The following is a 22,770-nucleotide window of genomic DNA, read 5'->3' as shown; positions in this document are numbered from 1 at the left end:
AAATAATGAAAAGAGTTCATATCGCTGCCGCTATTATTCTTAACGAATCCAGAGATAAAGTTTTTATCACGAAGAGACCGGACAAAGCACATAAAGGCGGGTTGTGGGAATTTCCTGGCGGCAAAGTAGAAGCAGGAGAAACGGCAGAGCAAGCTACTGTGCGTGAGTTATTTGAAGAAATTGGTATTGAAGTAACGGCACTGCATCACTTTGAAGCGCTTACTCATGATTATCCGGATAAGTCACTCATGTTTGATTTCTACGTAGTTACTGAGTTCTCCAATACTCCTTATGGTAAAGAGGGGCAAAAAGGAGAGTGGGTAGCTATTCCTAAGCTAGTAGATTACGACTTTCCCGAAGCCAACGTGCCAATTTTGCATCGGGTAATAAAAGAATATGAATAAAAGCAGGTGAGATGTTTACGCGTCTCACCTTTTTTATTACTTTAGATAGAATAAATTTCATACCCCTGAAAATGGAGAATAACGCAATGGTAAGAATTGCGATCGCAGGAGCTGCAGGCCGCATGGGCCGTAATCTGGTCAAAGCAACCCACCACAATCCACATTCATCTGTTGGCGCTGGCTCGGAACGTCCAGAGTCGTCTCTTATTGGTGTCGATATTGGCGAGCTGTGTGGAGAAGGGCATTTTGAAGTATCTCTTGTAGATAGCCTTGAGAAGAGCATCGATAACTTTGATGTGATTATCGATTTTACGGCACCGGTAAGTACACTTGCGAACATAGAGCTTTGTAAGCAACACAATAAAAAAATCGTTATCGGTACTACTGGATTCTCAGAAGAAGAGAAACTTCAGATTGATGAGGCTGCAAAATCTATCCCGCTGGTGCTTGCTCCAAACTACAGTGTGGGTGTAAATCTGGTCTTTAAGTTGCTTGAAAAGGCTGCCAAAGTAATGGGTGATTACACGGATATAGAAATAGTCGAAGCACATCACCGCCATAAAGTTGATGCACCTTCGGGTACTGCAATTGGTATGGGGGAAGCAATTGCTACAGCAATGGGCAATGAACTAAGTGATGTAGCAGTTTACGCTCGTGAAGGGATAACTGGCGAACGTACTAAAGATGAAATTGGTTTTGCTACTATTCGTGCCGGAGATATCGTGGGTGAACATACTGCAATGTTTGCCGATATCGGGGAGCGTGTAGAGATTACTCATAAAGCTACCGATCGTATGACTTTTGCCAATGGTGCTGTTAAAGCTGCAATCTGGCTAAACGACAAGGAACCTGGCTTCTATACTATGACAGAAGTACTTGGACTTGATGAGCTTTAAACCCACACGTTAAAAAATAATTTCACCGATTTACATATTTATGCGTCAGGAATGCTTGACGCATTTGCCTTTCTCTCCCCTGTGTCCTATAAATTAACTAATCGTATTTAAGTCGAAATCATGTATTTTAGTTATGGTTTTGACTGTTTGGTTGCTTATTTTTTCTTTGTTGGCGTTAAGTTGTGGTTTAATTTGTATTTTAACGTTTGCTCGTTGGGGTTTAAAAGTTGGCGAGACAAATTGTAAGCTAATTCTCCCGCAAATGGTGCTTTGTACAATATCTATGTTAATTGGACTATGTTTAGTATGGTTTTTGGGGCTTTTTGTTTGAAACTTAATTGTGATTGCTATAAATGAATATTTAAATAAGAATGTTTGTTGACATAAATCACACTACTACGTAGAATGCCGCCGTTTATCTAAATTCCGTAAAGCTATTTTTTTATGGCTAAAAGGAAGGTAGAATTGCAAATTAATACACAATTTATGCATTTTTATTCTGGAGGTTGTCTTGAGTAAGTCAGCACTGCTAGTCCTTGAAGACGGGACAGTATTCCACGGAGCATCCATAGGCGCGGATGGAACTGCCGTTGGTGAAGTCGTTTTTAATACCTCAATGACGGGGTACCAAGAAATCCTCACTGATCCTTCCTATTCACAACAAATCGTAACCCTTACTTATCCTCACATTGGCAACACCGGAACAAACTCCGAAGATGAAGAATCCTCATCTATTCATGCACAAGGCCTTGTGATTCGTGATCTTCCTTTAATCGCTTCTAACTTCCGTAACGAGCAATCCCTTTCTGATTACCTTAAGTCACAGAATATCGTAGGTATAGCAGATATCGACACGCGTAAGCTAACGCGTATTCTTCGTGAAAAAGGTGCACAAAACGGTTGTATCGTGGCAGGTACTAACATCGATGAAGCGTTGGCACTAGCTAAAGCAAAAGAGTTCCCAGGCCTTAAGGGAATGGACTTAGCAAAAGAAGTGACAACTAAAGAAGCTTACCCATGGAAACAAGGTTCATGGACGCTAACTGGTGGTCTGCCAGAAGCGAAAGACGACAGCGAACTTCCTTATCATGTTGTGGCTTATGATTTCGGTGCCAAGCGTAATATTTTGCGCATGTTGGTTGACCGTGGTTGTCGCCTGACAGTGGTTCCTGCACAAACAAGTGCAGAAGATGTATTGGCTATGAATCCAGACGGTGTCTTCCTGTCTAATGGCCCTGGTGACCCGGAACCTTGTACATACGCTATTGAAGCAACAAAAGTGTTCCTTGAAAAAGGTCTGCCTATCTTTGGTATTTGTCTTGGCCACCAGATCCTTGCTCTGGCATCTGGTGCACAGACAGTGAAAATGAAGTTTGGTCATCACGGTGCTAACCACCCGGTTAAAGACTTGGATCGCGAAGTAGTAATGATAACTTCTCAGAACCACGGTTTTGCTGCGGATGAAGAGACTTTACCTGCGAACCTGAGGGCAACGCATAAGTCTCTGTTTGATGGTTCTCTACAAGGTATCCACCGTACAGACAAGCCTGCGTTCAGCTTTCAGGGTCACCCAGAGGCGAGCCCGGGTCCACATGATGCAGCGCCATTATTCGACCACTTTATTGAACTAATTCAACAGCACAAAGCTTAATTGGAGCCGTAGAGAATGCCAAAACGTAATGACATTAAAAGTATTCTAATACTTGGTGCTGGCCCGATTGTTATCGGTCAGGCGTGTGAGTTTGACTACTCAGGTGCGCAGGCGTGTAAAGCGCTTCGTGAAGAGGGTTACCGAGTAATCCTGGTAAACTCAAACCCTGCAACGATTATGACTGACCCTGAAATGGCAGATGCGACTTACATCGAGCCAATTCACTGGGAAGTTGTACGTAAGATTATTGAAAAAGAGCGTCCGGATGCAGTGCTACCGACAATGGGGGGTCAGACGGCTCTTAACTGTGCGCTAGAGCTTGAAAAGCAGGGTGTACTTGAAGAGTTCGGTGTAGAGATGATCGGTGCAACGGCTGATGCTATTGATAAAGCAGAAGACCGTTCTCGCTTCGACGCTGCTATGAAGTCTATCGGCCTAGAGTGTCCTCGCGCTGATACTGCGAAAACCATGGAAGAAGCCTACAAAGTACTGGATATGGTCGGCTTCCCATGTATTATCCGTCCTTCATTTACGATGGGTGGTACCGGTGGTGGTATCGCTTATAACAAAGAAGAGTTCGAAGAGATCTGTCGCCGCGGTTTGGATCTTTCTCCTACCAATGAGCTTCTTATCGACGAATCTCTAATCGGCTGGAAAGAGTACGAGATGGAAGTGGTTCGCGACAAAGCGGACAACTGTATCATCGTATGTTCTATCGAAAACTTCGACCCGATGGGTATCCACACTGGTGACTCAATCACAGTAGCACCGGCTCAGACTCTAACTGATAAAGAGTACCAGTTGATGCGTAACGCATCGCTGGCAGTACTGCGTGAAATCGGTGTTGAGACGGGTGGTTCAAACGTACAGTTTGGTATCAACCCGAAAGATGGCCGTATGGTTATCATCGAGATGAACCCTCGTGTATCCCGCTCTTCTGCTCTTGCATCAAAAGCAACAGGCTTCCCGATTGCAAAAGTAGCGGCAAAACTTGCAGTTGGTTTTACGCTTGATGAACTGATGAACGACATCACTGGTGGCGCGACTCCAGCTTCATTCGAGCCAACTATCGACTACGTAGTAACTAAGATTCCTCGCTTTAACTTCGAGAAATTCGCTGGTGCAAACGACCGACTGACTACCCAGATGAAGTCAGTGGGTGAAGTTATGGCGATTGGCCGTAACCAACAAGAATCTCTTCAAAAAGCACTGCGTGGCCTTGAAGTTGGCGTGAACGGTTTCGACCCAATGGTCGACCTTGACGCACCAGATGCTCTGACAAAAATTCGTCACGAGCTAAAAGAAGCTGGTGCAGAGCGTATTTGGTACGTAGCGGATGCATTTCGTGCTGGCATGTCTGTAGACGGTGTATTTAACCTGACTCAGATTGATCGCTGGTTCCTGGTTCAGATTGAAGAGCTGATTAAACTAGAAGAAGAAATTAAAGCGGGCGGTTATGCAGGTTTGAACGAAGCCATGCTGCGTAAGCTTAAGCGCAAAGGCTTCTCTGATGCTCGTCTGTCGGACTTGCTTGGTATTGCAGAAAGCGAAATTCGCCGTTCTCGCGAGCAGTTCAATATCCACCCTGTATACAAGCGTGTTGATACCTGTGCTGCGGAATTTTCTTCTGATACTGCTTACATGTACTCTTCTTATGATGAAGAGTGTGAAGCTAACCCAACAGATAAAGACAAGATCATGGTTCTGGGCGGTGGTCCAAACCGTATCGGTCAGGGTATTGAATTTGACTACTGCTGTGTACACGCATCTCTTGCGCTACGTGAAGATGGCTACGAAACCATCATGGTTAACTGTAACCCTGAAACCGTTTCTACCGATTACGACACCTCTGATCGTCTGTACTTCGAACCAGTAACTCTGGAAGATGTACTTTCAATCGTTCGTGTCGAGAAGCCAAAAGGGGTTATCGTTCAGTATGGTGGTCAGACTCCACTGAAACTGGCACGTTCTCTTGAAGCTGCTGGTGTGCCAATCATTGGTACTAGCCCGGATGCAATTGATCGTGCAGAAGACCGTGAGCGCTTCCAGTCTGCGGTAGACCGTCTTGGTCTTAAACAGCCAGAAAACGCAACAGTAACAGCTCTCGAACAGGCTGTTGAAAAGTCTAAAGAGATTGGTTTCCCACTGGTTGTACGTCCATCCTATGTACTAGGTGGTCGTGCGATGGAAATCGTATATGACGAAGCGGACCTGCGTCGTTACTTTAACGAAGCAGTAAGCGTATCTAATGAGTCTCCGGTTCTTCTGGACCGTTTCCTTGATGATGCAACGGAAGTAGATATCGACGCTATCTGTGATGGTGAACGCGTAGTTATCGGTGGCATCATGGAGCACATTGAGCAGGCGGGTGTTCACTCCGGTGACTCTGCATGTTCACTTCCGGCTTATACGCTAAGCCAGGAAATTCAGGATGAGATGCGTACTCAGGTTGAGAAGCTTGCTTTTGAACTGGGTGTACGCGGTCTGATGAATACTCAGTTTGCGGTGAAAGATAACGAAGTTTACCTGATTGAGGTGAACCCACGTGCAGCGCGTACGGTTCCGTTTGTATCTAAGGCAACTGGTGCTCCACTTGCTAAGATCGCAGCGCGAGTTATGGCTGGTCAGACTCTTGAGTCTCAGGGCTTCACTAAAGAGATTATTCCTCCGTACTACTCAGTTAAAGAAGTGGTTCTGCCATTCAACAAGTTCCCGGGTGTTGACCCGCTACTTGGCCCTGAAATGCGTTCTACTGGTGAAGTAATGGGTGTTGGTGCAACTTTTGCGGAAGCTTACGCGAAAGCAGAGCTAGGTTGTGGGAATGTATATCCAGAGGGTGGTCGTGCACTGTTATCTGTTCGCAATGATGACAAGCAGCGTGTTGTTGACCTTGCTTCTAAGCTAACTAAGCTGGGTTACCAGTTAGATGCTACACACGGTACTGCGGTTATCCTTGGTGAAGCGGGTATTAACCCTCGTCTTGTGAACAAGGTTCATGAAGGTCGACCTCATATTCTTGACCGTATCAAGAACAATGAATATACCTACATCATCAACACAACGGCTGGCCGTCAGGCTATCGAAGATTCTAAAGTGCTTCGTCGTGGTGCTCTGGCTGAGAAGGTGAACTACACTACTACGCTAAATGCTGCGTTTGCTGCATGTATGGCTCATACTGCTGATGCTCGTAACTCAGTGACTTCTGTACAAGAGCTACATGCTAAAGTGAAAGAAAGTCTGGCGTAAGCTAGCTTTACTTAATGGCTAAATTGAAAGGGAGAGAGCTTAGGCTTTCTCCCTTTTTTGCTTTTCATCAGGCAGTTAGATGCTGCATACTGTATTTTCTTAAGTGTGTGAATGGCTCTGCTAGGAAGCTCTATGCGTAAGTTATCTATCCTGACTCTTGGCGTTGATTCTTTAGAACGCTCTGCTAACTTTTATGAATCAGTTCTCGGGTTAAAACGAACGGATTATCAATCCGAAGAAATCATCTTTTTCGATCTTGATGGACCAGAGCTGGCTCTGTTTCCTAAAAGTGAGCTTGCTAAAGACATTGGTATTCCAGCAGAAGGAAATGGTTTTTCTGGTATTACACTGGCTCACAATGTTTCATCCTCTAAAGAAGTCATAGAATTGCTAAGCAAAGCTGAAGAGCAGGGCGGTATAATCGTTAAGCAGGGTCAGCCAGTATTTTGGGGTGGATTTTCTGGTTATTTTTCTGATCCCGATGGCCATCTATGGGAAATTGCTTGTGGATCAGCTGAGTACGCTAAAGAAAAGGAAGCCTAATATGATACCGCTAAACACTTCTATCGTTGCTGGAGTTGCTCTGTCTGAAATTGATGGAGAAACAAAAATGCTGTTGATGAAAAGGGTCAAAGGGGGCTACTGGTGTCATGTGGCAGGATCAATTGAAAATGATGAGACTGGCTGGCAGGCAATAATCCGGGAGTTTGATGAAGAGACAGGCATCAAAGTGACTTCTCTATACAATGGCCAGTGTATTGAACAGTTTTACGAAGCGAACGTGAACGTTATTGAACTGATTCCAGTGTTTACAGTGTTATGCCCACCAAATCAAGAAGTGACGTTAAACGAAGAGCATACAGAATATAAGTGGTGCAGTCTTGAGGAAGCCATCGAACTAACACCATTTCCTAACCAGCATGATGTCTATAGGCACGTTTGGTCTTACTTTGTCGATAAGCCAATAAATAATCTCTACAAGGTGAATATATCCGAGTAGCGTCAGGCGTACTCCTCATACACCAGTTTGACAGCTTTTTCTGCTTTTTCTCTTTTGTCAGAATCTTTTTTAAGAAATGGCAGTACTGTTTTATTGACGGATGTAATTAGTGTCGCAATCTGTTTCGAGCCCATATTATCAGGTCGGGTTTTGGCAAGTATATCAAGCAAATTGAGACCGATACGTTCGCTGTAAGGGTAGAGGTAATAACCACTCAAGCAGGTTTGACACGCTTGCTTTAACAAACCTTGTTCCATCTCCTTTTCAGCCTTTAGAGCGATTTTATTGCTTTGAGAGCACCTGAGTTGGTGTTCTTTTTTCCTTTGCTCAATAAGCTTCCTATTGATCTCCTTTTCCATACCTGAAGCCTGATCGTCTCTGTTATCTATCTTTTGATAGACATAGGCAAATTCTTTTACGAGCATCAGATCGTCTAAGATAGAAAGGAAGTGCGCTTTCGTTGAGGAATCTACTTTTCCGATGATAGGAATGATGTCTGAGATCATTCTTAACGCTTCGGGTAGGCGACCTTTAAAAACTAAAGCATGAAGCTCAATAATTGACAGTTTTACTTTGTCTTCGAGCGTATATTTTCGCTTCTCTATTTTATTAACTTCTAGCTCAAACTTCTTTCTGTAAGCTGCCTGAGCATCTCTGCAGTTACTCCTTACATAAAGCAATGCTCTTATATACAGGAGCTGGTTATCCAGTTTGGTCCGTCGGGTTCCTTCTGCAATTTGAACTGCCTGTAAGTAGCTTTCGAGGCACTTTTCAAACTTCTTAACAAACAAATACATGTGACCCAAAAGTCTCAGCCTGTTTACATCTAGAGTTATCTGGTTAGCGAGTAATTCATATGTATTTATAGCACCAGCTACGTCAGACTTGGACAATAGAATCTGGGCTTGAGCTTCTATCAATCCCGGTGGCAGAGAATTACCATTGGATGAAATACGTTGAAATGTTTTTTCGGCTTCGTCAGTTTGACCATTATTGATGAGAGCAGAGATGAGAACTTCATATAACCAACTACTATCCGTATTCTTGTCGAGTCGGGAGATCATCGAGCGATACAAATTAACAGTAACATCGTGCATCCCATGCGCGGAAAAAAAGCCGCCTCTGTACTTCTGGATTGGATAGAACAGCTCTGGGTACTTGATTTCCACCTCATTACACTTGCTCAATAATTCACCCAATGGCTCATTGTCACTAGCAAGACCAATTAAACTTATTTTTTGTCGGGATATAAATGCAGCGCGAATCCTTTTGGTTGCGGCCTTCAAGGAAGCAAAATCTGGACCTTGTAAAACAATGACTTCATCTACTTCAGAATTAACCCCTTGCGATGGAATGGGTTTATCGCTGAACACAACAAATGTTACGTTGCGGCAAACCATATTCTTTTCTTTCATTTCTGAAGCAACTTCTACAGATGTCAGTAATGAATTAGGGAAAAGGTGCTCGCTGACAACAAGGTCAAATTTTACAGGGAAATATGCACCGACTGCGGCTTCGGGAGAGTAGCTGGAATAAATTTGATGTTCTTTGAAGCCCAGAAGTATTAATAACTTCTTTAAGTTCTCTGCAGTTGTTGTCGAACGATTGAGAATAAGAACACAGGCTTCACTGAACGATTTCATCTAGCTTTATTTTGTTTTGGTTTTTATTTATACGCAGCGGTATATATAAATTTTTTATCAAAAGCGACAATATAGAGCAAAAAATCGGCGCTTCATTCCAAAATCGAGGGTATATTTGATAACGCTAATTTTTGATTATAGCTCTGTAGCCGTCGTAGTTATTTTCTGTAACAAACTCCAGATGGTTCTTTATGCTTTCTAGAGCATCGTCTTCATAATGGGAAACATACAGGAGTTGACTTAGGTTTTCGGTCGCTATCATTTCCAAAGTATTTTTCACTAGTCTTCTCCCTAAGAAATCGAGTCCTTGATAAGGTTCATCCAGAATTAATAATGTTGGTTGTTTTACGATGGCTCTGGCAATCAAGAGTAACCTTTGTTGTCCATATTCTAATTGCTTGAAAGGCGTGTTTTTAAAGTGGCTCATATGCAGGATGTCCAGCCACTCCTTTGCTACTTCGGTTTCCTGTTTTGATGGTTTTTGATATAAACCGATGGAGTCATAAAAACCGGATAATATTACGTCTAAAGCATTGCAGTTGACCCGATATTGAAGATGGAGTGAAGACGAAACCATCCCTATGTGTTTCTTTATTTCCCATATAGTCTCGCCACTACCTCGTTGCTTGCCAAATATCTGAATGTTGTTGCTGTAGCATTGAGGGTGGTCACCAAAAATCATTCCGAGCAGGGTGCTCTTACCGCAGCCATTTGGTCCTTTAACCTGCCAGTGCTGACCATTATCAATACGCCAGTCAATTCCTGAAAATATGACCTTATCCGTGTACGCAACTCTTCCTTCAGTAAGTTGAAATACGGGGTTATCAAATTTAGCCTGATGCCGGTGACGACGAACGAGTGACATTATCTGCTCGCTCTGTTCCTGAGATTGCTTCTTAAGCTGAGATATTATTGGGTGACTATCCCAGTCAGATTTATCCATTTGTTCTTCTAGCCTTCCTCTGCTGAAGAGTGCAATGTTTGTAATCCATTCTGGCATGTCTTCTTCCCGAGAAACAATCACTACCATTTGAATTTCTTGCGAAAGCTTTTTCAGGTATTCAGCCAAAGACTTTCTGTGTTTTATATCCAGACCCGCAAAGGGTTCATCCAGTACTACAAGTTCTGGGTTGGTGGCTAATGCTCTTGCCAGCATGACCCTGCGCGTTTCACCTGTGGACAGAACTCTGAATCCCGAATCTTTTAGGTGGGAAAGATCCAGTTCTTCAATAAGTGATAAGACCAGCGATTCATCATTACATTGCTCACTAACTAAAGAAAGTACAGTACTACCAGTATCAATTCGATCCAGAAAGTCGGTGTCGTCTTTGGCAATTTCGGCTTCTAATAAGCGCTGTTGTTCAACAAGAGAAACCTGTGCCATTTTGTCGCTGGTAACAGAAAAGGAACCCGCTTCTACCGGATAAGACTCGCAAAGAAGATCCCCTAGTAGTGAGCCAATATCACCGTCTGTACTAAAGATTCCCCAAGATTGCTTTTCTTCAATCTTCCATTCTTCAACTTGTAGTTGATAGGTAGGAGCTTTAGCAATTAGCTGATTAAAAACGATTTCCATATCTGTTCTCTTTTCATTCTTATGTTGAATAAAGCTTACTCTAAATTTGGTATTGATCGCGAGGAAACAAAAAAAGTTTATACAGGTATAGACACTGTATGAATCAACAGTATAATGATCGAAAAAGTTTAAGAACACTTTGTGTGGAGAAAGTAATGGACGAGAACAAACAGAAGGCTCTTGCCGCGGCGCTTGGTCAGATTGAAAAACAATTTGGTAAAGGTTCTATCATGCGCCTTGGTGATAACCGCACTATGGATGTAGAAACAGTATCAACAGGCTCACTGTCTCTTGATATTGCTTTGGGTGCTGGCGGCCTTCCAATGGGACGTATTGTTGAAATTTACGGTCCAGAAAGTTCAGGTAAAACAACGCTAACTCTTGAGTTGATTGCTGCAGCTCAGCGTGATGGAAAAACTTGTGCGTTCGTTGATGCTGAACATGCTCTTGATCCTGTCTACGCAAAGAAACTGGGTGTAAACATTGATGACCTACTTGTATCTCAGCCAGATACAGGTGAACAGGCGCTGGAAATTTGTGATGCACTTGCCCGTTCTGGTGCTGTAGATGTACTGGTTGTCGACTCTGTTGCTGCTCTTACTCCAAAAGCCGAAATCGAAGGTGAAATGGGTGATAGTCACATGGGGCTGCAAGCTCGTATGCTTTCTCAGGCAATGCGTAAGCTAACAGGTAACCTTAAGCAGTCTAACTGTATGTGTATCTTCATCAACCAGATCCGTATGAAGATTGGTGTTATGTTCGGTAACCCAGAAACAACAACGGGTGGTAATGCGCTTAAGTTCTACGCTTCTGTTCGTCTTGATATTCGTCGTACTGGCGCTATCAAAGAGGGCGATGAGGTTGTTGGTAACGAAACTAAGATTAAAGTTGTTAAGAACAAAATTGCAGCACCATTTAAAGAAGCTCACACTCAGATTATGTACGGCCAGGGCTTTAACGCGGAAGGTGAACTAATCGACCTTGGTGTTAAGCACAAGCTGGTTGAAAAAGCGGGTGCATGGTACAGCTACAAAGGCGATAAAATTGGTCAGGGTAAAGCAAATGCTTGTAAGTTCATGCGTGAAAACCCTGAAGCAGCAAAAGAGATTGATACAAAACTTCGTGAGATGCTGTTGACTCCAGCAGTTATTGAAGAAGATGACGCTGCTCCAGCTGAAATGCCTGTAGACGGCAAGTAATTGTTAAAAGTAATAGAGTAAGGGCGCTTGCGCCCTTCTTTTTTATCTGAATTTTATATGTCTTCATTTACCGCACTAGAAACTTCAATTTATCTGTTATCCCGTCGTGACCACGGTAGATACGAACTCCTGCAAAAACTCAAAAGCAAAGGCTACTCCGAAGAAGATGCAGAAAGAGCGGTCCAGTATTGTGTTGAAAGCAATTACCTTAATGATCTCCGGTATGCGCAAAGCCAGGTACGTCAGCATATTTCTAAGGGGCACGGTGTAAATCGAATCAAGCAGGAACTTTCGTTTAAAAGAGTAGAAGAAGAGGTTATCTATCAGGCTATTGAGTCTGAAGAAACGGATTGGTTTGAGCTGGCTAAAGTTGTCGCTGAGAAAAAGTTTAAAGGCAAAAAGGCAGTTGATCAGAAAGAATACGCGAAGCAAGTCCGATTTCTTCAATATCGAGGGTTTGACTTCGAGCAGATCAACTATGCTCTCCGGGGAGAGAGTTGAATCTACACCACAAATCTCTGTTTATCATTTGCGTTTGAATAAATTCTTCCATTAGCTCGCATCTTAGATGGGTTTGAGTATACAATACCCGCCATTAAATTATTTTGGGCGTTTTCTGCCCTAATTTCCATCTCGAAAGTTTCAGGAAGAGTCGCATGTACATGAGCACCGACGAGATACGCAGCGCGTTTCTAAAGTTCTTTGAAAGCAAAGGACACCAAATTGTAGATAGTTCTTCATTGGTACCAGCAAATGATCCAACACTGCTGTTCACTAATGCGGGTATGAACCAGTTTAAAGATTGTTTCCTTGGCCTTGAAAAACGAGCCTATACCCGAGCCACTACAGCTCAGCGTTGTGTGCGTGCTGGTGGTAAGCACAATGACCTTGAAAACGTAGGTTTTACAGCTCGTCACCATACTTTTTTTGAAATGCTTGGTAACTTCAGCTTTGGTGATTACTTCAAAGATGATGCAATTGCTTATGCATGGGAATTTTTGACTGAGACTCTGAAGCTACCTAAAGAGAAGCTTCTGGTAACGGTTTATGAAACTGATGATGAAGCGTTTGAGATCTGGAATAAGAAAATGAATATTCCGGCTGACCGCATTATCCGCATTGGTGATAAGAAAGGTGGTAAGCCATACGAATCAGATAACTTCTGGCAGATGGGTGATACGGGACCTTGTGGTCCATGTACTGAGATCTTTTATGATCACGGTGAACACATCTGGGGTGGCCGCCCTGGTTCACCTGAAGAAGATGGTGACCGCTTCATCGAAATCTGGAACAACGTATTTATGCAGTTCAACCGTCATGCTGACGGAACAATGGAACCGCTACCTAAGCCATCTGTTGATACAGGTATGGGTATTGAGCGTATCGCTGCAATCATGCAAGGCGTTCATTCAAACTACGAGATTGATGTATTCCAGACGCTTATCAAAGCCGCTTCTGAAGTCACTGGTCATAAGGATCTTACCAATCAGTCACTGCGCGTTGTAGCTGACCACATCCGTTCATGCGCATTCCTTATCGTCGACGGCGTTATGCCATCAAACGAAGGTCGTGGTTATGTTCTACGTCGTATTATCCGTCGCGCAGTCCGTCACGGTAATAAGCTTGGCGCACAAGGTGCATTTTTCCATAAGCTAGTCGGTGTTCTTGCTGAAGTAATGGGCACTGCGGGTGAAGAGCTTAAGAAACAACAGGAACTGGTTGAAAAAGTACTTCGTATCGAAGAAGAAAACTTTGGTCGTACACTTGAACGTGGTATGACAATCCTGACGGAAGCTCTGGATAACCTAGACGGCAAGGTGCTGGATGGTGAGACAGTATTTAAGCTGTATGACACATATGGCTTCCCGGCAGACTTAACAAATGATGTCGCGCGTGAGCGTGAATTCTCGATCGACGAAGCAGGCTTCGAAAAAGCAATGGAAGCGCAGCGTCAGCGTGCACGTGAAGCGGGTCAGTTTGGCACCGATTATAACGAAGCAATTAAAGTTGACGCTTCTACTGAGTTCCTTGGCTATGAGGGCACAGAAGGTAATTCAGAAGTTGTTGCCATGTTTGTCGAAGGCAATGAAGCTGATGCACTATCTGCTGGTGACAAAGCTATCGTTGTATTGAGCGAAACGCCTTTCTACGCTGAGTCTGGTGGTCAGTGTGGTGATGCTGGTTTCCTTAAAACAACGGCTGGTCTGTTCAAAGTAGAAGATACTCAAAAGCTGGGTAATGCGATTGCTCATCACGGCGAGTTGACTGAAGGTGTGCTTGCAAAAGGCGATAAAGTTGATGCAGTTGTTGATGCAGAGCGTCGAGCTGCTATCTCATTAAACCACTCTGCGACTCACTTGTTGCATGCTGCATTGCGTACTGTACTTGGTGAGCATGTCGCTCAGAAAGGTTCTCTTGTTAAACCTGAAAACCTACGTTTTGACTTCTCTCATCTGGAAGCTGTTAAACCGGAAGAGCTAAAAGAGGTAGAGCGTCTGGTTAACCTGCATGTTCGCTCTAACCACAATATTGAAACCAACGTGATGGATATTGAGTCTGCGAAAGCTAAAGGCGCGATGGCACTGTTTGGTGAGAAGTATGACGATGAAGTTCGTGTACTATCTATGGGTGAGTTCTCAACGGAGCTATGTGGTGGTATCCACGCGTCGAACACTGGTGATATCGGTCTGTTTAAGATCACTTCTGAAGGTGGTATCGCAGCAGGTATCCGCCGTATCGAAGCGGTGACAGGTGAAGCTGCACTGGACGCAATCGAAGCTCAACAACTGCAATTTGAAGCGAAACTATCTGAGTCTGCGACTAAAGCAAAATCTCTTGAGAAAGAGATTCAGCAGCTTAAAGACAAACTGGCAGCCGTTGAAAGTGCCAATGTTATGGGTAAAGTTCAGAATATCGCTGGCCATAAAGTGCTTATTGCTGCGTTGGAAGGTGCGGACAACAAGAACCTTAGAACTATGGTTGACGATATTAAGAATCAGGTTGGTAGTGGCATTATCCTACTTGCTAACGTTGCTAATGGTAAGGTTGGTTTGATTGCAGGTGTAACCAAAGACCTGACTGGTCAAGTAAAAGCTGGCGAGCTGGTTAACCTTGTTGCACAGCAGGTTGGCGGTAAAGGCGGTGGCCGCCCGGATATGGCTCAGGCTGGTGGTACGGATATTGATGCTCTTCCAGAAGCGCTTAAGTCTGTAAACCCTTGGCTTGAAGAGCGCCTGGGTAAATAACTTATATTCTTGAAGATATGATTTAAGAATAGAGCAGATAGAAACCAACTAACTGAGGTTAGTTGGTTTTTCTGTATAAGATTGACGTAAATATAACGTAATTAATAGCTGGACGAGATAGATTCTCGGGGAAGGTGAAGACTGGTGAAAAAGCCGCTACACGTTTTGAAATTTGGTGGCACTTCAGTAGGCTCAATTGAGCGTATTAAGTCTGTTGCTGAACGAATTGTTCGAATAAAAGAGTCAGGTATGAACCTGGTGGTTGTGGTCTCTGCTATGTCAGGTGAAACCAACCGTCTAATGGGAATGGCAAAAGAGATAGATGCTGTACCCAATGCACGTGAGTTAGATGTTTTATTATCTGCTGGTGAGCAGGTATCTATGGCATTGCTTTCTATGACATTAAATAGAATGGGCTATAGGAGTACATCACTGACTGGTGGCCAGGCTGGAATATATACGGACAATTTACACAACAATGCGACTATAAGGCATATCAAAACGGAACTGATTAACGAGCTTATTTCTGATGATCAGATCGTTATCGTAGCGGGATTCCAAGGCATTAATGAAAATGGAGATATCACGACTTTAGGGCGTGGTGGCTCTGACACGACAGCAGTTGCGTTAGCCGGAGCGTTAAAAGCGGATGAATGCCAGATCTTTACCGATGTAGACGGAATATACAGTTGTGATCCAAGGGTTGTAACTGATTCGAAAAAACTGGATATTGTCGATTTTCCAAATATGGAAGAGATGGCAAGGAAAGGTGCAAAAGTATTGCATTTACCATGTGTCATAGAAGCAAAAGAGAAAAACGTACCATTAAGGGTACGGTCATCATTTTCTGAAGGTATCGGTACCCTTGTTAAAGGGGATGAATGTGTGCACGGTATCTGTGGGATAGCCTTACAAAAAGATCTTGTCTTTATTCACGTAGAACAAGTTGAATTTGAAACATTGATCAAACAATGCCAGTTACTGGGGATCACTGTCTGGACTGTGATCGAGGAAGCAAATCGACAAGGTGTTGTTGTTAAACAAGATGCTTTCGATAAGTTAGCACTGGTTTTTGGTTCTAAAATCCGTAATAGTGAAGAAGTGAGTTCACTTACTTGCGTAGGTAGTAAGGCAGAAGGAATTGTTCAACACTCAACTGACATTCTTTCAGAAAATGCGATAGAGATATTTGCTTCGACTTCTGGTCAGCAATTTTCAATGCTATTGCTTAAACTAGAAGTAATAGAAAGAGCAGCTAATATTATCCATGAAACTTTCATAGTTGCGAAAGACTTAGTTGAAAAACAAGAAAAATTAGCGGTAATTTAGCCATAGGCGTATTAAGCTAATTTACGGGTCTATTGGTTTTGTTGGATAATAAGCACAAATAAAGAAAGATAGTTCAGAGATCACTCAAGGAGCACAGAATGCTGATTTTGACTCGCCGCGTAGGCGAAACTTTAATGATTGGTGATGAAGTTACCGTTACTGTTCTTGGCGTAAAAGGTAATCAGGTACGCATTGGTGTAAATGCACCTAAAGAAGTATCTGTTCACCGTGAAGAGATATATATGCGCATACAAGCTGAGAAAGGAACTGGAAACCCAGGTTCAGGAAACTACTAATCAGACTTGAAGGCTAGTGAGTTCACTGGCCTTTTTCTATTTTGAATGTTGTTTTTCATCATGAAAAGCAACAAAAAAGCAGCAATTAAACCACTATTGGTTGATTCCTGCTCTATCACGCATTTTTTACCGATTTAATCTCAGAAAGTCATTGACATATTTTTGGTAAATCGTAATATGTGCGTCCGCAAGACGGTGAGGTGGCCGAGAGGCTGAAGGCGCTCCCCTGCTAAGGGAGTATACGGTTTGTAGCCGTATCGAGGGTTCGAATCCCTCCCTCACCGCCATTCCTTTTTAAGGATGTCTTGCAGATTATAGAAAACGCGCTCGTAGCTCAGCTGGATAGAGTACCTGGCTACGAACCAGGCGGTCGAAGGTTCGAATCCTTCCGAGCGCGCCATTCTATAAAAAAGGTGAGGTGGCCGAGAGGCTGAAGGCGCTCCCCTGCTAAGGGAGTATACGGTTTGTAGCCGTATCGAGGGTTCGAATCCCTCCCTCACCGCCATTTGGTTTATCTATTTGGTAGACTGATAACATGGTCAAAAGGCCATTTTTTTCGTTTCTTAGAAACGAAAGTGTGATAAGCTTCACACCCTCGCGCGCTCGTAGCTCAGCTGGATAGAGTACCTGGCTACGAACCAGGCGGTCGAAGGTTCGAATCCTTCCGAGCGCGCCATTATTAAAAATGAATATAATCATTTGGTTATAGAAAATATCTCAGTGCGCTCGTAGCTCAGCTGGATAGAGTACCTGGCTACGAACCAGGCGGTCGAAGGTTCGAATCCTTCCGAGCGCGCCATTTTCTACTACCTTTGTTATGTTCATCAAAAAAAGAATTCTTGCGCGCTCGTAGCTCAGCTGGATAGAGTACCTGGCTACGAACCAGGCGGTCGAAGGTTCGAATCCTTCCGAGCGCGCCATTCTTTCACATTTAAATGTACACAAATTGATATTGCGCGCTCGTAGCTCAGCTGGATAGAGTACCTGGCTACGAACCAGGCGGTCGAAGGTTCGAATCCTTCCGAGCGCGCCATTCTTTCCATTTAAATGTACACAACTGATATTGCGCGCTCGTAGCTCAGCTGGATAGAGTACCTGGCTACGAACCAGGCGGTCGAAGGTTCGAATCCTTCCGAGCGCGCCATCATTCTAAAGCCTTGCATTCGCAAGGCTTTTTTATTTACTCCTTAATTACACTTCAAGTAACAACCTTGCTAAAATAATTTAACTTATCATTTACAAATGCCTGTTTTTAAACTGAAAATACCAGTTTTATTACTCGTATCGCATTAATTGTGCGCATTTTCCCTTAAGTTAACCTTAACGCTTAGTTAAATAGACTAGAAAAGGCTTTGTATGGAGCTGAAAGTCTTTATTTATAAGAGAATGGCGTTAATTTTGTGTGTTATCTTTCATACACCTGTAAACCAAATTGACAATTATTTCCTAATCGAGATAATCCTAAGCCACGCCAAGTTTACCGTACAAAAAACGCAATCTTGGTATTTTGTCAGGATGACAAGAAAGGAAGCATAATGACAGATATTGGAAGCTTATTAGGGGAAGCAGCAACACTAATGGCCACTGGAATGGTCGTTGTTTTTGTTTTTCTAACAATTCTAGTTTATCTGGTTCGGTTAATGTCCAGGTTACTTCCAGAAGAAGTGCCTCAACCGATCCCAGCACCAGTTCAAAAATCACAAGTTCAATCTACATCATCATCTACTGTTAGCCCTCAGGTTGTTGCAGCAATTTCTGCTGCTGTACATAAGTACCGCAACTCTGCCGCTAAGTAAGTAGCTTTGTGCAGGAATAAAAGGAGTTTACAAGCATGTCTAAACCACTTGCTATTACAGACGTAGTACTACGCGACGCTCATCAATCGCTATTCGCTACTCGTATGCGTATCGAGGATATGTTACCGATTGCAGCCGAGCTAGATAAAGTTGGCTACTGGTCTTTAGAGACATGGGGTGGCGCAACATTTGATTCATGTATTCGTTTTCTGGGTGAAGATCCATGGGAGCGTCTGCGTGAGCTGAAAAAAGCGATGCCAAATACACCGATGCAAATGCTGCTTCGTGGCCAGAACCTTCTTGGTTATCGCCACTATGGTGATGATGTTGTTGAAAAATTTGTTGAACGCGCTCACGCGAATGGTATGGATGTTTTCCGTATCTTTGACGCGATGAACGATGTTCGTAACTTTCAAAAGGCAGTTAAGTCAGCGGTAGATGTGGGTGCACATGCACAGGGTACGCTCTCCTACACAACTAGCCCGGTGCACAATGCGGATACTTGGGTTGATCTTGCTAAACGCCTTGAAGATCTAGGCTGTCATTCTCTTTGTATTAAAGATATGTCAGGTCTGCTTAAGCCATATGAAGCAGAAGAGTTGATCACTCGTATTAAAGCATCTTGTGATGTCCCTCTTGCTCTTCACTGTCATGCTACTACGGGTCTTTCTACAGCGACTGCAGTTAAAGCGGTTGAATCTGGATTGGATATTCTGGACACGGCTATCTCTTCAATGAGCCAGACATACGGTCATACGCCAACTGAGACAGTTGTGGCTATGCTGGAAGGTACAGAGCGTGACACTGGCTTGAAACTTGATCAGATTGAACCAATTGCAGCTTACTTCCGTGAAGTACGTAAGAAGTATGCGAAGTGGGAAGGCGCAATGAAAGGTGTCGATTCTCGCATTCTTATTGCTCAGGTTCCTGGTGGTATGTTGACTAACATGGAAGGTCAGCTGAAAGAACAGGGTGCTGCTGATCGTATCGATGAGGTATTGGAAGAAATTCCACGCGTACGTGAAGATTTGGGCTTTATTCCATTGGTAACACCAACGTCTCAGATCGTTGGTACACAGGCTGTTATCAACGTACTAACTGGTGAGCGTTATAAGAGCATCACGAAAGAAACGGCAGGTGTTCTAAAAGGCGAGTACGGCTCAGCCCCAGCAGAAGTAAACAAAGAGCTTCAGGCACGAGTGTTGGATGGTGCAGAACCTGTAACTTGTCGTCCTGCTGATCTGCTTGAAGATGAGTTAGACACACTAACAACAGACCTTTTGGAAAAAGCAAAAGCAGATGGTATTTCTCTGGCTGAAGATACAGTCGATGATGTTCTAACATACGCACTGTTCCCTCAGGTTGGCCTGAAGTTCCTTAAGAACCGTGGCAACCCTGATGCGTTTGAACCAGCTCCGGGCAAAGAGCCTGAAGTGAAAGCGGCACCTGCTCCTGCAGCAGCGCCAGCGGGTGGCGTTGAGTCATACAGCGTGAAAGTGGATGGTCAGGTATACGATGTAGAAGTTGGCCCTCAGGGACAGCTAACGTCTGTAGCTCCAGCTGCTTCAACAGCGCCAGCTCCTCAAGCAGCCCCTGCGGCAGCACCAGCAGGCAATGCCGAAGCTGTTCCTGCACCACTTGCAGGGACTATCTTCAAAGTAAATGTACAGCCAGGCGCTCAGGTAGCCGAAGGTGACGTACTTATTATCCTTGAAGCGATGAAGATGGAGACTGAGGTTCGTGCATCACGTGCGGGTACAGTTGCTGATATTCAAGTTAAAGAAGGCGATTCAGTTGCAGTGGGTGCACCACTTCTGAGTCTTGCATAAGGGAGAATCATGGACGGTTTATTGATTCTTTGGTCGGAGACAGGGATAGCGAACTTCGATTTTGGTCAGATTTCCATGATCATCGTTGGTTGTTTATTGCTGTTCTTGGCAATTCGCAAGGGCTTTGAGCCTTTGCTACTGCTACCGATCGGTTTTGGTGCCATTCTGGCAAACATTCCGGGTGCAGGCTTTACTGATGAAGGTGGTCTGCTGTACTACGTTTACTATGCAGGTATTGAAACCGGGATCTTCCCGCTTCTTATCTTTATGGGCGTAGGGGCAATGACTGACTTCGGTGCGCTTATCGCTAACCCGAAGACATTATGGTTAGGTGCAGCAGCACAATTTGGTATTTTTGCCACTCTGTTTGGTGCAATCTTGCTTAACTATATTCCGGGTATGGAGTTCTCACTTGCCGATGCATCTTCAATTGCGATCATTGGTGGTGCGGATGGGCCGACAGCTATATTCTTGTCGAGCCAACTATCCCCTGATCTGCTCGGTGCGATTGCAGTAGCTGCCTACAGCTATATGGCTCTGGTTCCAATTATTCAGCCACCGATTATGAAAGCGCTGACGAGTGAAGATGAGCGTAAGATCAAGATGGCACAGTTACGTCATGTTGGTAAAGCAGAGAAGATCATCTTCCCTCTTGCTGTACTATTGATGGCTATTCTGTTCCTGCCTCCTGCGACTCCGCTGGTCGGTATGTTCTGTCTGGGTAACCTGATGCGTGAAGCAGGTGTGGTAGAGCGCCTGTCTAAGACTGCTCAGAACGAGCTCATCAACATCGTAACTATCTTCCTTGGCCTGGGCGTTGGCTCTAAGCTTCAGGCAGATAAGTTCTTGAATGTTGAGACGCTGGGTATTCTTGCTCTGGGTGCGGTTGCATTCAGTATCGGTACTGCTGCTGGCGTATTAATGGCGAAGCTTTTGAACAAGTACTCAGAAGAAGATATCAACCCACTCATCGGAGCGGCTGGTGTCTCTGCGGTACCTATGGCGGCACGTGTTGTTAACAAGGTTGGCCTGCAGGCTAACCCACATAACTTCCTGCTAATGCATGCTATGGGTCCAAACGTTGCGGGTGTACTTGGTTCGGCAGTAGCAGCAGGTATTCTGTTAGCGCTTGTTGGATAAAAGTTGGATATTTTGAGGGCTTTTCGCTTGTTCAGAGTCTAACCAAATCATTTAAAATGGTTTATAGTCAAAGGGATGCTAAATGCATCCCTTTCTTTTTGAATGTTGATAGGGAAATTACATGACAGAGAATAAAAAAGTCGTTATCACCGAATTTGGTAGCCCGGAAGTTTTAGCTATTCAAAGTGAACCTGTTCCGGAACCAAAAGCCGGAGAGGTGTTAGTTAAGGTGTTCTTTGCCGGTGTTAACCCTATTGATGTGAAAACTCGCGCGGGTCTTGGCTGGGCAGCAGAGCAAAACAAAGACAAACTTCCGTGGACGCCTGGTTATGATGTCTCCGGGAAAGTCGTCAAAGTTGGTGAGGGAGTAGTATCCTTCGAAGTAGATAACTATGTAGCGGGTTTCATCGGGTTCCCTTTGGAAGGTGGTGGTTATAGCCAATATTTATCGGTTCCCGAAGAAAAACTGTGTCGCGTTCCCGATGCGGTGACACTTGAGGGGGCGGCAGTTCTTCCTCTTGCCGGGCAAACAGCGGCTCAGGCGATGAACAAGGCAGGTGTATCATCGGAAGATAGAGTTTTGATACTTGCTGGCGCTGGAGGTGTTGGTCACCTGGCGGTTCAAATTGCTGTTGCGGCTCAGGCTGAAGTTTATACCACTTGTAGTGAAGCTAACTTAGATTTTCTGGCTAACCTTGGTGCCCATGCCATTAACTATCAGTTTGCACCAGTTTCGGAACGATTAAGTGATGTTGATGTCCTAATTGATCTGGTAGGTGGGGATGCCGCTCTGGATGCGCTTAAGTGTCTTAAAGATGGCGCACGGGTTGTGACTATTCCTACTATTACCGCAGAAATGATATGCGAAAAGGCGAAACTACTGGGCTTTGAGGCAACCGGTATGTTGGTAGAACCGGATACGGAACAGCTTGAAACCATGCTTTATATGGTCAGTGTTGGCTTGCTCAAGACCGAAGTCCAAAAAGTTTACTCTTACAAAGAGTCCATTGAAGCGCATAAACAAGTTGAAACAGGCAGAACGCGAGGCAAGATATTACTTGATATGCAACATTGATAGAAACGATTTCCCACTGGTTTAGTGAGTCTGCACTTTGGGTTCTATTCTCTACAGGATTTCTTAGTGCGACTCTTCTCCCCGGAGGCTCAGAAGCTGCTCTTGTCGCAACTCTGACATTAGAACAATATTCAGTAATTTCGGTTGTGTTAGTTTCCACCATTGGCAATACACTAGGTGGATTAACCAACTATTGGTTAGGCTTATGGTTGCCAAACCGAACTCAAAACGAAAAACATGGTCATAAAGCCATACTCTGGTTAAACAAACACGGCTACTTCGCACTACTCTTTAGTTGGTTACCTGTCATTGGTGACCCTCTTTGTTTAGCCGCTGGCTGGTTGCGAATGAAATTCTGGCCGTGTTTAGTTCTTATTGCCATAGGAAAAGCACTCAGATACAGCCTTTTGGCTGCGCTATTTTTAGGTTTTTTTTAGGAGCTCTT

18 protein-coding genes and 8 tRNA genes are annotated in these 22,770 nt (G+C 44.1%); 24 read left to right on the top strand and 2 right to left on the bottom strand.

Features of this window, described 5'->3' with window-relative positions; translation table 11 throughout:
• The first annotated feature begins 5 nt into the window (after nt 1-5).
• From mutT to SNR28_RS23820, 6 genes are all read left to right on the top strand, one after another.
• Nucleotides 6-404, top strand: coding sequence for an 8-oxo-dGTP diphosphatase MutT (gene mutT / locus SNR28_RS23845; protein ID WP_375751370.1), 399 nt, complete (start codon nt 6-8; stop codon nt 402-404).
• Nucleotides 405-490: 86 nt separating this feature from the next.
• Nucleotides 491-1,300 (top strand): 4-hydroxy-tetrahydrodipicolinate reductase, encoded by an 810-nt coding sequence (gene dapB, locus SNR28_RS23840; RefSeq protein WP_375751369.1) that lies wholly within the window; start codon nt 491-493, stop codon nt 1,298-1,300.
• Nucleotides 1,301-1,811: 511 nt separating this feature from the next.
• A complete protein-coding gene (carA, locus tag SNR28_RS23835; RefSeq protein WP_375751368.1) occupies nt 1,812-2,951 on the top strand; it encodes a glutamine-hydrolyzing carbamoyl-phosphate synthase small subunit in 1,140 nt (379 codons plus the stop codon).
• A 15-nt stretch (nt 2,952-2,966) separates the two neighbouring features.
• A complete protein-coding gene (carB, locus tag SNR28_RS23830) occupies nt 2,967-6,197 on the top strand; it encodes a carbamoyl-phosphate synthase large subunit (RefSeq protein ID WP_375751367.1) in 3,231 nt (1,076 codons plus the stop codon).
• Between the two features lie 132 nt (nt 6,198-6,329).
• Complete coding sequence (locus SNR28_RS23825; protein WP_375751366.1) at nt 6,330-6,740, top strand: VOC family protein; 411 nt, start codon at nt 6,330-6,332, stop codon at nt 6,738-6,740.
• 1 nt (nt 6,741) lies between these two features.
• Nucleotides 6,742-7,197, top strand: coding sequence for an NUDIX pyrophosphatase (locus SNR28_RS23820; RefSeq protein WP_375751365.1), 456 nt, complete (start codon nt 6,742-6,744; stop codon nt 7,195-7,197).
• A gap of 2 nt (nt 7,198-7,199) precedes the next feature.
• Here the strand turns inward: SNR28_RS23820 and SNR28_RS23815 are convergent, their stop codons facing one another.
• Together SNR28_RS23815 and modF are read right to left on the bottom strand one after the other, a co-directional pair.
• Complete coding sequence (locus tag SNR28_RS23815) at nt 7,200-8,840, bottom strand: tetratricopeptide repeat protein (RefSeq protein ID WP_375751364.1); 1,641 nt, start codon at nt 8,838-8,840, stop codon at nt 7,200-7,202.
• A gap of 124 nt (nt 8,841-8,964) precedes the next feature.
• Nucleotides 8,965-10,416: a molybdate ABC transporter ATP-binding protein ModF gene (gene modF / locus SNR28_RS23810; RefSeq protein ID WP_375751363.1), complete on the bottom strand. Its 1,452-nt coding sequence runs from the start codon at nt 10,414-10,416 to the stop codon at nt 8,965-8,967.
• 98 nt (nt 10,417-10,514) lie between these two features.
• On the opposite strand from modF, the gene recA reads away from it, so the two are divergent.
• The 18 genes from recA (at nt 10,515) to SNR28_RS23720 (ending at nt 22,762) form a co-directional block, all read left to right on the top strand.
• Complete coding sequence (gene recA / locus SNR28_RS23805; protein ID WP_375751362.1) at nt 10,515-11,615, top strand: recombinase RecA; 1,101 nt, start codon at nt 10,515-10,517, stop codon at nt 11,613-11,615.
• A gap of 57 nt (nt 11,616-11,672) precedes the next feature.
• A complete protein-coding gene (gene recX, locus SNR28_RS23800; protein ID WP_375751361.1) occupies nt 11,673-12,116 on the top strand; it encodes a recombination regulator RecX in 444 nt (147 codons plus the stop codon).
• Nucleotides 12,117-12,271: 155 nt separating this feature from the next.
• Nucleotides 12,272-14,860 (top strand): alanine--tRNA ligase, encoded by a 2,589-nt coding sequence (gene alaS, locus SNR28_RS23795; RefSeq protein WP_375751360.1) that lies wholly within the window; start codon nt 12,272-12,274, stop codon nt 14,858-14,860.
• A 144-nt stretch (nt 14,861-15,004) separates the two neighbouring features.
• The gene (locus SNR28_RS23790; RefSeq protein ID WP_375751359.1) at nt 15,005-16,189 is read left to right on the top strand and encodes an aspartate kinase; all 1,185 of its coding nucleotides are present in this window, start codon (nt 15,005-15,007) and stop codon (nt 16,187-16,189) included.
• Nucleotides 16,190-16,287: 98 nt separating this feature from the next.
• Nucleotides 16,288-16,485 carry a carbon storage regulator CsrA gene (gene csrA, locus SNR28_RS23785; RefSeq protein ID WP_277829125.1) on the top strand — a complete coding sequence of 66 codons (198 nt, stop codon included), beginning with the start codon at nt 16,288-16,290 and terminating at the stop codon, nt 16,483-16,485.
• A 194-nt stretch (nt 16,486-16,679) separates the two neighbouring features.
• A tRNA-Ser gene (locus SNR28_RS23780) sits at nt 16,680-16,772 on the top strand.
• Between the two features lie 36 nt (nt 16,773-16,808).
• Nucleotides 16,809-16,885, top strand: a tRNA-Arg gene (locus SNR28_RS23775).
• 12 nt (nt 16,886-16,897) lie between these two features.
• A tRNA-Ser gene (locus SNR28_RS23770) sits at nt 16,898-16,990 on the top strand.
• A gap of 94 nt (nt 16,991-17,084) precedes the next feature.
• Nucleotides 17,085-17,161: transfer RNA gene (locus SNR28_RS23765), tRNA-Arg, on the top strand.
• A gap of 46 nt (nt 17,162-17,207) precedes the next feature.
• Nucleotides 17,208-17,284, top strand: a tRNA-Arg gene (locus tag SNR28_RS23760).
• Between the two features lie 44 nt (nt 17,285-17,328).
• Nucleotides 17,329-17,405: transfer RNA gene (locus SNR28_RS23755), tRNA-Arg, on the top strand.
• Between the two features lie 36 nt (nt 17,406-17,441).
• Nucleotides 17,442-17,518, top strand: a tRNA-Arg gene (locus tag SNR28_RS23750).
• A 34-nt stretch (nt 17,519-17,552) separates the two neighbouring features.
• Nucleotides 17,553-17,629: transfer RNA gene (locus tag SNR28_RS23745), tRNA-Arg, on the top strand.
• A gap of 391 nt (nt 17,630-18,020) precedes the next feature.
• Nucleotides 18,021-18,281 carry an oxaloacetate decarboxylase subunit gamma gene (locus SNR28_RS23740; protein WP_375751358.1) on the top strand — a complete coding sequence of 87 codons (261 nt, stop codon included), beginning with the start codon at nt 18,021-18,023 and terminating at the stop codon, nt 18,279-18,281.
• Nucleotides 18,282-18,316: 35 nt separating this feature from the next.
• Entirely contained in the window at nt 18,317-20,110 is a 1,794-nt protein-coding gene (gene oadA / locus SNR28_RS23735) for a sodium-extruding oxaloacetate decarboxylase subunit alpha (RefSeq protein WP_375751357.1), read from the top strand.
• 9 nt (nt 20,111-20,119) lie between these two features.
• Nucleotides 20,120-21,250 carry a sodium ion-translocating decarboxylase subunit beta gene (locus SNR28_RS23730; RefSeq protein WP_375751356.1) on the top strand — a complete coding sequence of 377 codons (1,131 nt, stop codon included), beginning with the start codon at nt 20,120-20,122 and terminating at the stop codon, nt 21,248-21,250.
• A gap of 121 nt (nt 21,251-21,371) precedes the next feature.
• On the top strand, nt 21,372-22,325 hold the full coding sequence (locus SNR28_RS23725; RefSeq protein WP_375751354.1) for an NADP-dependent oxidoreductase: 954 nt from the start codon (nt 21,372-21,374) through the stop codon (nt 22,323-22,325).
• Nucleotides 22,322-22,762 carry a YqaA family protein gene (locus tag SNR28_RS23720; protein ID WP_375751353.1) on the top strand — a complete coding sequence of 147 codons (441 nt, stop codon included), beginning with the start codon at nt 22,322-22,324 and terminating at the stop codon, nt 22,760-22,762. The genes SNR28_RS23725 and SNR28_RS23720 overlap by 4 nt, the downstream gene beginning before the upstream one ends.
• Nucleotides 22,763-22,770 lie beyond the last annotated feature (8 nt).

Source organism: Vibrio iocasae, assembly GCF_042245395.1.
Classification (GTDB): Bacteria; Pseudomonadota; Gammaproteobacteria; order Enterobacterales; family Vibrionaceae; genus Vibrio; species Vibrio iocasae.
Note: the sequence above shows the minus strand (reverse complement) of the source record. Positions and strands in the feature narration are given on the sequence as shown.

What these genes read in the sequence shown, in the direction of transcription:
- SNR28_RS23815 (WP_375751364.1), bottom strand. Translation starts at nt 8,840, where the DNA reads ATGAAATCGTTCAGTGAAGCCTGTGTTCTTATTCTCAATCGTTCGACA.
- dapB (WP_375751369.1), top strand. Translation starts at nt 491, where the DNA reads ATGGTAAGAATTGCGATCGCAGGAGCTGCAGGCCGCATGGGCCGTAAT.
- recX (WP_375751361.1), top strand. Translation starts at nt 11,673, where the DNA reads ATGTCTTCATTTACCGCACTAGAAACTTCAATTTATCTGTTATCCCGT.
- csrA (WP_277829125.1), top strand. Translation starts at nt 16,288, where the DNA reads ATGCTGATTTTGACTCGCCGCGTAGGCGAAACTTTAATGATTGGTGAT.
- SNR28_RS23725 (WP_375751354.1), top strand. Translation starts at nt 21,372, where the DNA reads ATGACAGAGAATAAAAAAGTCGTTATCACCGAATTTGGTAGCCCGGAA.
- SNR28_RS23825 (WP_375751366.1), top strand. Translation starts at nt 6,330, where the DNA reads ATGCGTAAGTTATCTATCCTGACTCTTGGCGTTGATTCTTTAGAACGC.
- oadA (WP_375751357.1), top strand. Translation starts at nt 18,317, where the DNA reads ATGTCTAAACCACTTGCTATTACAGACGTAGTACTACGCGACGCTCAT.
- SNR28_RS23740 (WP_375751358.1), top strand. Translation starts at nt 18,021, where the DNA reads ATGACAGATATTGGAAGCTTATTAGGGGAAGCAGCAACACTAATGGCC.
- alaS (WP_375751360.1), top strand. Translation starts at nt 12,272, where the DNA reads ATGTACATGAGCACCGACGAGATACGCAGCGCGTTTCTAAAGTTCTTT.
- carB (WP_375751367.1), top strand. Translation starts at nt 2,967, where the DNA reads ATGCCAAAACGTAATGACATTAAAAGTATTCTAATACTTGGTGCTGGC.
- recA (WP_375751362.1), top strand. Translation starts at nt 10,515, where the DNA reads ATGAATCAACAGTATAATGATCGAAAAAGTTTAAGAACACTTTGTGTG.
- SNR28_RS23820 (WP_375751365.1), top strand. Translation starts at nt 6,742, where the DNA reads ATGATACCGCTAAACACTTCTATCGTTGCTGGAGTTGCTCTGTCTGAA.
- mutT (WP_375751370.1), top strand. Translation starts at nt 6, where the DNA reads ATGAAAAGAGTTCATATCGCTGCCGCTATTATTCTTAACGAATCCAGA.
- modF (WP_375751363.1), bottom strand. Translation starts at nt 10,416, where the DNA reads ATGGAAATCGTTTTTAATCAGCTAATTGCTAAAGCTCCTACCTATCAA.
- SNR28_RS23730 (WP_375751356.1), top strand. Translation starts at nt 20,120, where the DNA reads ATGGACGGTTTATTGATTCTTTGGTCGGAGACAGGGATAGCGAACTTC.